The 9,717-nt window shown below is 62.8% G+C and carries 9 protein-coding genes, 1 pseudogene and 1 riboswitch; of the genes and pseudogenes, 8 read left to right on the plus strand and 2 right to left on the minus strand.

All coding sequences use genetic code 11. The features are described from left to right. Positions 1 to 233: 233 nt before the first annotated feature. Positions 234 to 332: riboswitch (Fluoride riboswitch) on the minus strand. Between the two features lie 35 nt (positions 333 to 367). Next, positions 368 to 1,279, minus strand: coding sequence for a LysR family transcriptional regulator (locus JWQ61_RS19840; protein WP_304362025.1), 912 nt, complete (start codon positions 1,277 to 1,279; stop codon positions 368 to 370). A 181-nt stretch (positions 1,280 to 1,460) separates the two neighbouring features. Here JWQ61_RS19840 and JWQ61_RS19845 point away from each other — a divergent pair, with 181 nt between their 5' ends. The 3 genes from JWQ61_RS19845 to JWQ61_RS19855 all read left to right on the plus strand — a co-directional run bounded on the left by JWQ61_RS19845 (position 1,461) and on the right by JWQ61_RS19855 (position 3,495). Beyond that, the gene (locus tag JWQ61_RS19845; protein WP_304362026.1) at positions 1,461 to 1,844 is read left to right on the plus strand and encodes a DoxX family protein; all 384 of its coding nucleotides are present in this window, start codon (positions 1,461 to 1,463) and stop codon (positions 1,842 to 1,844) included. Positions 1,845 to 1,867: 23 nt separating this feature from the next. Then, positions 1,868 to 2,731, plus strand: coding sequence for a pirin family protein (locus tag JWQ61_RS19850; protein WP_304362027.1), 864 nt, complete (start codon positions 1,868 to 1,870; stop codon positions 2,729 to 2,731). An 89-nt stretch (positions 2,732 to 2,820) separates the two neighbouring features. Then, positions 2,821 to 3,495 (plus strand): alanyl-tRNA editing protein, encoded by a 675-nt coding sequence (locus JWQ61_RS19855; RefSeq protein ID WP_304362028.1) that lies wholly within the window; start codon positions 2,821 to 2,823, stop codon positions 3,493 to 3,495. Here JWQ61_RS19855 and JWQ61_RS19860 read toward each other — a convergent pair. Then, on the minus strand, positions 3,488 to 3,979 hold the full coding sequence (locus JWQ61_RS19860) for an Lrp/AsnC ligand binding domain-containing protein (RefSeq protein WP_014008198.1): 492 nt from the start codon (positions 3,977 to 3,979) through the stop codon (positions 3,488 to 3,490). The genes JWQ61_RS19855 and JWQ61_RS19860 overlap by 8 nt on opposite strands. Positions 3,980 to 4,140: 161 nt before the next feature. Here JWQ61_RS19860 and JWQ61_RS19865 point away from each other — a divergent pair, with 161 nt between their 5' ends. The 5 genes and pseudogenes from JWQ61_RS19865 to JWQ61_RS19885 all read left to right on the plus strand — a co-directional run. Next, positions 4,141 to 5,427: a D-amino acid dehydrogenase gene (locus JWQ61_RS19865; RefSeq protein ID WP_304362029.1), complete on the plus strand. Its 1,287-nt coding sequence runs from the start codon at positions 4,141 to 4,143 to the stop codon at positions 5,425 to 5,427. 29 nt (positions 5,428 to 5,456) lie between these two features. After that, positions 5,457 to 6,563 (plus strand): alanine racemase, encoded by a 1,107-nt coding sequence (gene alr, locus JWQ61_RS19870; protein ID WP_304362030.1) that lies wholly within the window; start codon positions 5,457 to 5,459, stop codon positions 6,561 to 6,563. A 56-nt stretch (positions 6,564 to 6,619) separates the two neighbouring features. Further along, entirely contained in the window at positions 6,620 to 7,858 is a 1,239-nt protein-coding gene (locus tag JWQ61_RS19875) for an ArgE/DapE family deacylase (RefSeq protein WP_304362031.1), read from the plus strand. Between the two features lie 182 nt (positions 7,859 to 8,040). Further along, entirely contained in the window at positions 8,041 to 9,279 is a 1,239-nt protein-coding gene (locus JWQ61_RS19880; protein ID WP_304362032.1) for a Bcr/CflA family multidrug efflux MFS transporter, read from the plus strand. After that, positions 9,276 to 9,717 (plus strand): annotated as a pseudogene (locus tag JWQ61_RS19885) (adenosine nucleotide hydrolase); the annotation flags it as partial. The gene JWQ61_RS19880 and the pseudogene JWQ61_RS19885, both read left to right, overlap by 4 nt.

Consider the following 9,717-nt stretch of genomic DNA (forward strand, 5'->3'; position numbering starts at 1 on the left):
CAACGATGGGCGTTGCGGGTATCCGTGGCCCACTCCAGCGACAGCAGCAACACTGCCGACGCCAGGCCGGCCAGGGCGCCGACCACGGAAGCCAATATCAGCCAGCGCGCGAGATACACCAGCATCAATAGCTGTTCAGGGTATTTTGAATTTTTCATGGACAAGGGTACGAGATTTGAAGGACTCAAACCTGGATGGCAAGGAAAGCGCGCGCGCCTACAAATCCCGTCCAGGAACTTGTAGGCATCATCAGCTGCGTCTGACCGGCGAACCCGCGAGGATTCAAGGCCAAAAGCGGCGGTTCAGGGAGGAATGCCATCTCCGAAGCAGTTGCCATTGTGCCGGACAGTCAGGCCTGGCGCAAGCCTCAGGCCGGATCGAAGCTGGTCAGCTGCGCCAATGCATCCAGCCACCAGGCGAGAGCGGGACCAACTTCACGATCCGGCCGGTACACGCATTGCATCGGCAGCGCCGCCCCTTCCGGCGGATGGCCGGCAGTCAGGATACGCACCAGCCGGCCGCTCGCCAGGTCATCGGCCACCACGTGCCGCGGCATGTAGCCCCAGCCCATGCCGGCGCGCAGCAAGGCATGCTTGGTGCCGAGGTCGCTCATGCGCCAGGACAATGAAGAATGCACCGAGAAATCCTGGTTGGCGGTGAGCGCGCTGCGGTCGCTCAGCACCAGCTGCACCTGCTGTTCCAGCACATGGCCGGGGACGCGGCCGCTGATCTGCGCCAGCGCATGGGCCGGCGACACCACGCCGACCAGCAGCACCGTCGGCAAACTGATGCGCAGCAGATTGGGGGGAACGATGGGCAAGGTGCCGAGCACACCCAGCATCGCCACGCCGTCGAGTACGCGTTCGGCGACCGAACCCAACGCTTCGATCTCCAGGCGCACCGTAACGCCGGGAAACGCCAGCCGGAAATCGGCCAGCAAGGCCACCAGCGCCGAGGTCGGGAAAAACACATCCAGCGCCAGCGTGATCTCCAGCTCCTGGCCGTGCGCATAGGCGGCGGCGCGCGCCTGCAAGGCGTCGACCTGGTCCAGCACCTGGCGCGCATCACGCAGCAGCTCGATGCCGGCCGCGGTCAGCTGCGGCCGGTAGCTGCCGCGGTCGAACAGCGGCAGCCCAAGCTGGTTTTCCAATGTGCTGATCGCATAGCTGACCGCCGACTGGGCCCGCTTCAGCGCCTTTGCCGCAGCCAGGAAACTGCCGCTGTCGGCCACCTGGGCGAATACCCGCAATTGATCCAGCGACAGCCGTTCTATATTCATGGCGATTCAACTATATCGAATAATTGGATATAGATTATCTCAAGATTATCAATATCCGGCCAGGAATAAGCGGCATAAGATGGTGTCGTTCGCTGCAACAGATACGCAATCATCAGTTGATACAGCGACTTGCAAGCAAATGCTTACTTACTTCTAAACCCTTTTAAAGATTGGAATCATCATGCAAATTTCGCCAACACTGTATCGCATCGGCCGGGTTCTGCTGGCTTCCCTGTTCGTCATTTCCGGCCTCCTGAAAATCACCGCGTTTTCCGGCGTGGTGGGCTACATGAGCAGCCTCGGCATCCCATTCGCGACGTTCGCCGTACTGATCACCATCCTGGTCGAAGTCGGCGGCGGACTGGCGATCATGACCGGCTGGAATGCCCGTCCGGCGGCACTCGTCGTGGCGCTGTTCACGGTTGGCGCCACTCTGTCGGCGCATCGCTTCTGGCAGGCCGATCCGGCCAGCATGCAAAACCAGCTGAATCATTTCCTGAAAAACATCTCGATCATCGGCGCCTTGCTGATGCTGGCGGCGGTAGATACAGATTCGAAAAAGTAAACGCAACCTGCCCGGAGGATTTTATGAACAAGCCAGTTTTCAACCGCCAGCTCGAACGCCTGGTCACCGGCATCGACACCCAGGACGGCGCCGGCGTCAGCCTGGTGCGGGTCCTCACCAACGACCTGCAGCGCCGCCTCGATCCGTTCCTGATGCTCGACAACTTCCATTCGGACAAGCCGGAAGATTACCTCGCCGGTTTTCCCGACCATCCGCACCGCGGCTTCGAAACCGTTACCTATATGCTGGCGGGGCGCATGCGCCATCGCGACAATGCCGGCAACGAAGGTTTGCTGCAGGCCGGCGGCGTGCAGTGGATGACGGCAGGCAGCGGGCTGGTGCATTCCGAACTGCCGGAACAGGAAGACGGCCTGATGAGCGGTTTCCAGTTGTGGCTCAACCTGGCGTCGGGCGACAAGATGGTCGCCCCCAGCTATCGCGACCTGCAGGCCGGCGAGATCCCGCAAGTGTCGCCGCAGCCCGGCGTCAAGGTGAAAGTGATTGCCGGTTCCGCTTTCGGCACCGCCGGCGCGGTGCAAAGGCCGCATACCGAACCGCTGTACCTGGACGTGCAGCTGGAAGGCGGGCAGCAGCTGGATTTGCCGATCCCGGCCGGCCATAACGCCTTCCTGTATGTGTTCGAAGGCGGCTTGAGCATCGGCGGCATCGGCGCCGACAGCCGCAGCGCGCCGGCCGGCCGCATGGCGATCCTGAGCAATGTTGCCGATGCCGCCGGCGTCAGCCTGCAGGCGCAAGGCAACAGCCGCTTCCTGCTGATTGCAGGCAAGCCGCTCAATGAGCCGATTGCCCAGTGGGGGCCGTTCGTGATGAACACCCGCGAACAGGTGGAACAGGCGATCCAGGATTTCCGCGACGGCAAGATCTGAAGTTAAGCAAAGGGGCGAGCACCGAACTTGCCCCTTTTAATTCGCCCCTTTTGTTATGCTTACCGGACCATTCATTATTCCGGCCGGCCATGACCCGCAAGCTCTTCTGGCAAGATCCCTACCGCACCATGCTGACCACTCAGGTCAGCGCTGTCGACAATGACCGCATCCGTCTCGCGGAAACCATTTTCTTCGCCTTTTCCGGCGGCCAGGAAAGCGACCATGGCACCCTGGCCGGCCACCCCGTGCTGTCCGCGGAAAAAGACGGCCTGGATATTCTCTACACGCTGGCGCCCGGACATGGCTTGCAGGCAGGCAGCGAAGTCGAGATCGCGATCGACTGGGAACGCCGCTATCGCCTGATGCGGCTGCACTTCGCCGCCGAGATGGTGCTGCAGCTGGTGTACAAGCTGCGGCCAGGCATAGAGCGCATCGGCGCCCATATCTCGGCCGACAAGGGGCGCATCGATTTTGCCCACGAAGGCAGCATCGCCGTGCTGCTGCCGCAGATAGAAACCGAAGTGGCTGCCCTGCTCGACGCCGACCTGCCTATCGTCACCGCCTTCACCGATGAAGCGGCGCAACGGCGCTACTGGGAAGTCGCAGGATTCGCCAGAATGGCTTGCGGCGGCACCCATCCGCGCTCGACCGCGGAAGTCGGCGCGCTCAGGCTGAAACGCAAGAATATCGGCAAGGGCAAGGAGCGTATAGAAATCAGCTTGGGCGGCACTCCGTTGGACGGCACTCCGTTGGCGGCTATTTAGTTTCCATCGACAACGCCAGCGTCTCCTTGATTTCTTCCATCACGACATAACTCTTGGACTGCGCCGCCCCGGGCAGCTGCAGCAGCATGTCGCCCAGCAGCTTGCGGTATTCCGCCATCTCGCGGATGCGGGCCTTGATCAGGTAATCGAAATCGCCGGACACCAGGTGGCACTCGAGCACCTCCGGAATGCGCAACACTTCGCGCCGGAACTGCTCAAACGCATGCGCCGATTTCTGATTCAGCGTAATCTCAACAAAAACCAGCAGCTTGGCGCCGACCGCGGCCGGGTTGACGCGGGCGTAGTAACCGTCGATGACGCCGTCGCGCTCCATCCGCTTGACGCGTTCGATGCACGGCGTGATCGACAAGCCGACCTGCTCGCCCAGGTCCTTCATCGACATGCGGCCGTCCTGCTGCAGCAGACGCAGGATGTGGCGGTCCAGCTTGTCCAGGGTGCGGCTCGATTCCTTGTAGATTCTCATGTCCCGAATTTTCTGATATTTTTAGTGTTAAATCCTGAATACATTGATTTATACAGTAACAAATGCTGGAAATTAGCTATTAGCATAGCGCTTATTGCTGCAAATCAAAAACAATTCAGGCGAATTCAGGTCCGAATTCAGGTCTACTAAGGGGAATCAAGATGCGGGTGCTCATCCTAGGCAGCGGCGTGGTCGGCGTCACCAGCGCCTATTACCTGGCCCGTGCCGGCCACGAAGTAACCGTCATCGACCGCCTGCCGGGCCCGGCGCAAGACACCAGTTTTGCCAACGCTGGCCAGATCTCGCCCGGCTACGCCTCGCCTTGGGCCGCGCCCGGGATTCCGCTGAAAGCACTGAAGTGGATGCTGCAAGAACATGCGCCGCTCTCGATCACCCCCGACGGCACCCTGTTCCAGCTACGCTGGATGTGGCAGATGCTGCGCAACTGCAGCGCCGCCCGCTATACCGTCAACAAGGAACGCATGGTGCGCCTGGCTGAATACAGCCGCGACTGTTTCAAGGTGTTGCGCGCCGACACCGGCATCGCCTACGAAGGCCGCCAGCTCGGCACCATGCAGGTGTTCCGCAACCAGCAGCAGCTGGACGACGCCGCCAAGGATATCCAGGTGCTGCAAGACACCGGCGTGCCGTTCGAATTGCTGACGCCGGACCAGCTGGCGCTGGCCGAACCGGCGCTGGAAGCAGTCAAGCACAAGCTGAGCGGCGCCCTGCGCCTGCCTAACGATGAAACCGGCGACTGCCAGATGTTCACTACCCGGCTGGCGAAGATGGCCGAAGAACTCGGCGTGCGCTTCCGCTACAACCTGCAGATCGATGCGCTGACCCTGGCCAACGGCGAAATCGCCGGGGTCCAGTGCGGTCCGGAGCACCTGCAGGCCGACCGCTACGTGGTGGCGCTGGGCGCCTATTCCACCGGTTTCCTCGGTTCGCTGGTGGATATCCCGGTCTACCCGCTGAAGGGTTATTCGATCACGGTGCCGATCGTCGACGCCGAAGCGGCGCCGGTCTCGACCGTGCTCGACGAAACCTACAAGATCGCCATCACCCGTTTCGACGACCGCATCCGGGTCGGCGGCATGGCGGAGATCGTCGGCTTCAACAAGACCCTCAAGCCGAAACGCCGCGCGACCCTGGAGATGGTGGTCAACGACCTGTTCCCGGGCGCCGGCAACACCGCCGCCGCCAGTTTCTGGACCGGCTTGCGGCCGATGACGCCGGACGGCACGCCGATCGTCGGCGCCACCCATATCCGCAACCTGTTCCTCAACACCGGCCACGGCACGCTGGGCTGGACCATGTCTTGCGGTTCGGCGCAACTGCTGGCGGACCTGATTTCCGGCAAGCGGCCGGCGATTGCCTCGGACGACCTGGCGGTCGGCCGCTACAGCAAGCATGGCGCGCAAAGCGAGCATCCTGCATACGCCTGATCCGGTAAACGTTTTTAGCGAAACTCACCATGCATCCTCAAGCGGCACACGCAGGCGCTATCCTGTCGGTCGACCTCGGCGCCCTGCGCAGCAACTATCGCCTGCTGCGCAAGCAAGCCGGATCGGCCCTATGCGGCGCGGCCGTCAAGGCCGACGCCTACGGCCTGGGCGCAGCACGGGTCGGGCCGGCGCTGGCGGCGGAAGGCTGCCGCCACTTTTTTGTCGCCCATCTCGACGAGGGCATCGCGCTGCGTCCGCATTTGCCGGCTACCGCGCAAGTGTTTGTATTGCATGGCCCGCCGCCCGGCGCAGAGCAGGAATTCATCAGCCACGGCCTGCTCCCGGTGCTCAACAGCCTGCAGCAGATCCAGGGCTGGCATGCGCTGGCGCAAACGCTGCAGCGGCCGTTGCCGGCCATCGTCCAGGTCGACAGCGGCATGTCGCGGATGGGATTGCCGGCGGCCGAAGCCGAAGCCTGGCTAGCCGATCCGCTCTATCTGCAAACCATTCCACCGCTGTTCCTGATGAGCCACCTGGCTTGCGCCGAACACCAGGACCATCCGATGAACGCCAGCCAGCTGGCGCGCTTCAATACATTGCGCCAGCGCCTGCCGCAGGTGCCGGTCAGCCTGGCCAATTCTTCCGGGATTTTCCTCGGCCGCGATTACCAGTTCGACCTGGTCCGCCCCGGCGCAGCCTTGTACGGCATCGCACCTGTAGCCGGCGCCGCCAATCCGCTGCAGCCGGTGGCCGCCCTGCACGGCCGCATCCTGCAAACCCGCACCATCGAACGCGGCGACCATGTCGGCTACGGCATCAGCTATAGCGCCGCCGAACAACGGCAGATCGCCACCGTCGGCGTCGGTTACGCCGACGGCTGGCTGCGCGGCATGAGCAACCGCGGCGTGGTGTTCATCGACGGCCGGGCGGCGCCCATGGTCGGCACCGTCTCCATGGATTCGATCACCATCGATGTCACCGGCATCGCCGCCGAGCGGCTGCAGGCCGGCGCCCTGGTCGAACTGATTGGTCCGCACCGTCCGGTCGACGACGTGGCGCGGCTGGCTGGCACCATCGGCTACGAAATCCTGACCGGCTTGGGAATGCGCTACTATCGGGAATATATCGGAGAGTGATGCAGGCTCTCGAATCCTCTTTTGCAATTATTTGCGCATTCATTTAATTCCACGCCATGTCCAATACAACCTTATCCGACCAGCTGCTCAGCTGGATAGACGGCCACTTTGATGAAGAAGTCGGATTCCTGCAAACCATCGTCCGCATTCCCACCGACACCCCGCCCGGCAACAATGCGCCGCACGCCGATGCCGTAGCCGAGCTGGTCACCGCCTGGGGCTGGCAAGCCGAGAAGCATCCGGTGCCGGCAGCTGTCGTCAAGGACTACGGCATGGAAAGCATCACCAACCTGATCATCCGCCGCCAGTATGCCGGCGCCGGCCCGACGCTGGCGCTGAACGCCCATGGCGACGTGGTGCCGCCGGGCGAAGGCTGGACCAAGCAGCCATACGGCGGAGAAATCGAAAACGGCCGCATCTATGGCCGCGCCACCACGGTGTCCAAAGGTGATTTCGCTACTTACATTTTTGCCGTGCGCGCGCTGGAAGCGCTCGGCGTGCCGCTCAAGGGCGCACTGGAGCTGCACTTCACCTACGACGAAGAATTCGGCGGCTTGCTGGGGCCGGCCTGGCTGCTGGAAAAGCAGCTGACCAAACCCGACCTGGTGATCGGCCCCGGCTTCAGCTACAACGTCGTCACCGCGCATAACGCCTGCCTGCAATTCGAGGTGACGGTGCACGGCAAGGCGACCCACGGTTCGATGCCGGAAACCGGCCACGATGCGTTGCAAGCAGCGACCAAGGTTTTGCAAGCGATCTACGCCAAGCTGCCCGATCTGAAAAAAATCAGCTCGGCAATTCCCGGCATCACCCATCCGACCATGATCGTCGGCCGCATCGACGGCGGCACCAATACCAATGTGGTGCCGGGCAAAGTGGTGCTGAAGATGGATCGCCGCATGATTCCGGAAGAAGATCCGGCGGCGGTCGAAGCCGAAGTTCGGGCCATGATCACTGCGTCAGTTGCCGACCTGCCCGGCATCCGCGTCGACATCAAGCGCCTGCTGCTGGCGCGCGCCCTGCGTCCCTTGCCTGGCCACGAAAAGCTGCTGGCCAGCGTGCAAAAGAATGCGCAGGCGGTCCTGGGCGAAGCGATCCCGGCCAACGGTTCGGCGCTCTACACCGACGCCCGCCTGTACGGCGAACACGGCATCCCGGTGGTGCTGTACGGCGCCGGTCCGCGCACCCTGATGGAATCGAACGCCAAGCAGGCCGATGAAAATCTTGCGCTGGACGATCTGCGCAAGGCCACCAAAGTGGTGGCGCTGACTTTGCTCGATTTTCTCGCGCAGTAAACCACGATTGCCGGGCGGCCCCAGGCGCCTCCCGGCAAACATCCCGATGTTGGTGTAACATTAGCCATCGCTTTAGCGCACAGATCATGTTTGTGCCGCATCCGGGCAGTTCCTGCCAGCGCTTTCTACCCGTTGTACATATTTAACCCAGCGCCAGCAATTGGCGCTACTCCAAGCATCCCATGACAAACACATCTGCAACTTCAGCCCCGGAGAAACTGCTCCCGGGCTGGCTTCTTTTACTTGGCGCGCTGACCGCCATCGGCTCGCTGTCGATCGACATGTACCTGCCGAGCTTTCCGACCATCGCGCAACAGTTCGGGGTCGGCAGCAACCTGGTGCAGCTGACCCTGGCCAGCTTCCTGGTCGGGCTGGCGGTCGGCCAGATGTTTTACGGGCCGCTGAGCGACCGTTTCGGCCGCAAGCCGCCGCTGTATGTCGGCATGACGCTGTACCTGCTGGGTTCGCTGGCCTGCATGGTGTCGCAAGACGTGGTTGCGCTGATCGTGTTCCGTTTCCTGCAAGGCCTGGGCGGCTGCGCCGGCATGGTCATCGCACGCGCAGTGATCCGCGACCGGCTCGGCACCACCGGCGCCGCCAGGGCGTTTTCGCTGATGATGCTGGTGATGGGCCTGGCGCCTATCCTGGCGCCGCTGATCGGCGGCAGCGTGCTCAAGTTCTGGGGCTGGCGCGTGATTTTCGGCGGCCTCGCCGCCTTCGGCCTGTTTTGCCTGCTGGCGATCCACTACACCATGCAGGAAACGCTGGACCGCCACAAGGCCGAGCCGCTGCACCTGGGCCGCACCCTGAAACAATACGGCCGGCTGCTGCTGGACCGCCAGTTCGTCGCCTACAGCCTGGTCGGCGGCCTGATCCAGGGCGGCATGTTCGCCTACATCACCGGTTCCTCTTTCGTGCTGATCGAACTGCACGGCATCAAACCTGAACATTTCGGCTTCGTGTTCGGCACCAATGCCTTCGGCCTGATCGCCGCCTCGCAGATCAATGCCCGGCTGGTCGGCAAATATTCACTCGACACCATCCTCGGCCGCGCCCTCTGGCTGCCGGCGCTGCTGAGCCTGTTCATCGCGCTGCTGGTGGCTTGCGGCGTAAACAACCTGCCTATCCTGCTGGTCGGCTTTTTCGGCTATCTTGCCTGCTACGGCTTCATCAGTCCGAATGCATCGGCGATCGCCTTGTCGCAGCAAGGCAAGCAAGCCGGCACCGCGTCGGCGCTGATGGGCACCCTGCAGTTCACGCTCGGCATCACCTCCGGCGTTGGCATGAGCTTGTGGCATGACGGCACCGCCCTGCCGCTGATGGTGGTGATGGCCACCTGCGGCGTCGGCGGCTTGCTGCTGCATCGTTTCGTGGCGCGGCCTGAACATCGGCGCCTGCTGCAAGCGGCGGCGCATTCATGATCCCGCAAACGGCAGGTGCACTAGTGTCCTGGAGCGGCGGCAAGGATTCCTGCCTGGCGCTGTGGCGCGCGCGCCAGAGCGGCGTTCGTATCGAACGCCTGGTTACCGCGCTGGATGAAAGCGGCCAGCGCGCCCGTTCACACGGTGTGCCGCCGGCCTTGCTGCAAGCGCAGGCAGATGCGCTCGGCGTGCCGCTATTTTTTTACAGCGCCAGCTGGCAGCAGTATGAAGAAAAATTCATCGGGGCCTTGCGCGATGCCCATGGCGCCGGCATGCGCCACGCCGTATTCGGCGATATCGATTTGCAGGCGCATCGCGACTGGGAAGAAAAAGTCTGCGCCCAGGCCGGGTTGCAGGCCAGCCTGCCCTTGTGGAACCAGCCACGGCGCCGGCTGGTGGATGAATTCCTGGCGCTCGGTTTCAAGGCGCTGGTGGTAT

The sequence above is a fragment of the Collimonas fungivorans genome, assembly GCF_028292705.1.
GTDB classification, from domain to species: Bacteria; Pseudomonadota; Gammaproteobacteria; order Burkholderiales; family Burkholderiaceae_D; genus Collimonas; species Collimonas fungivorans_B.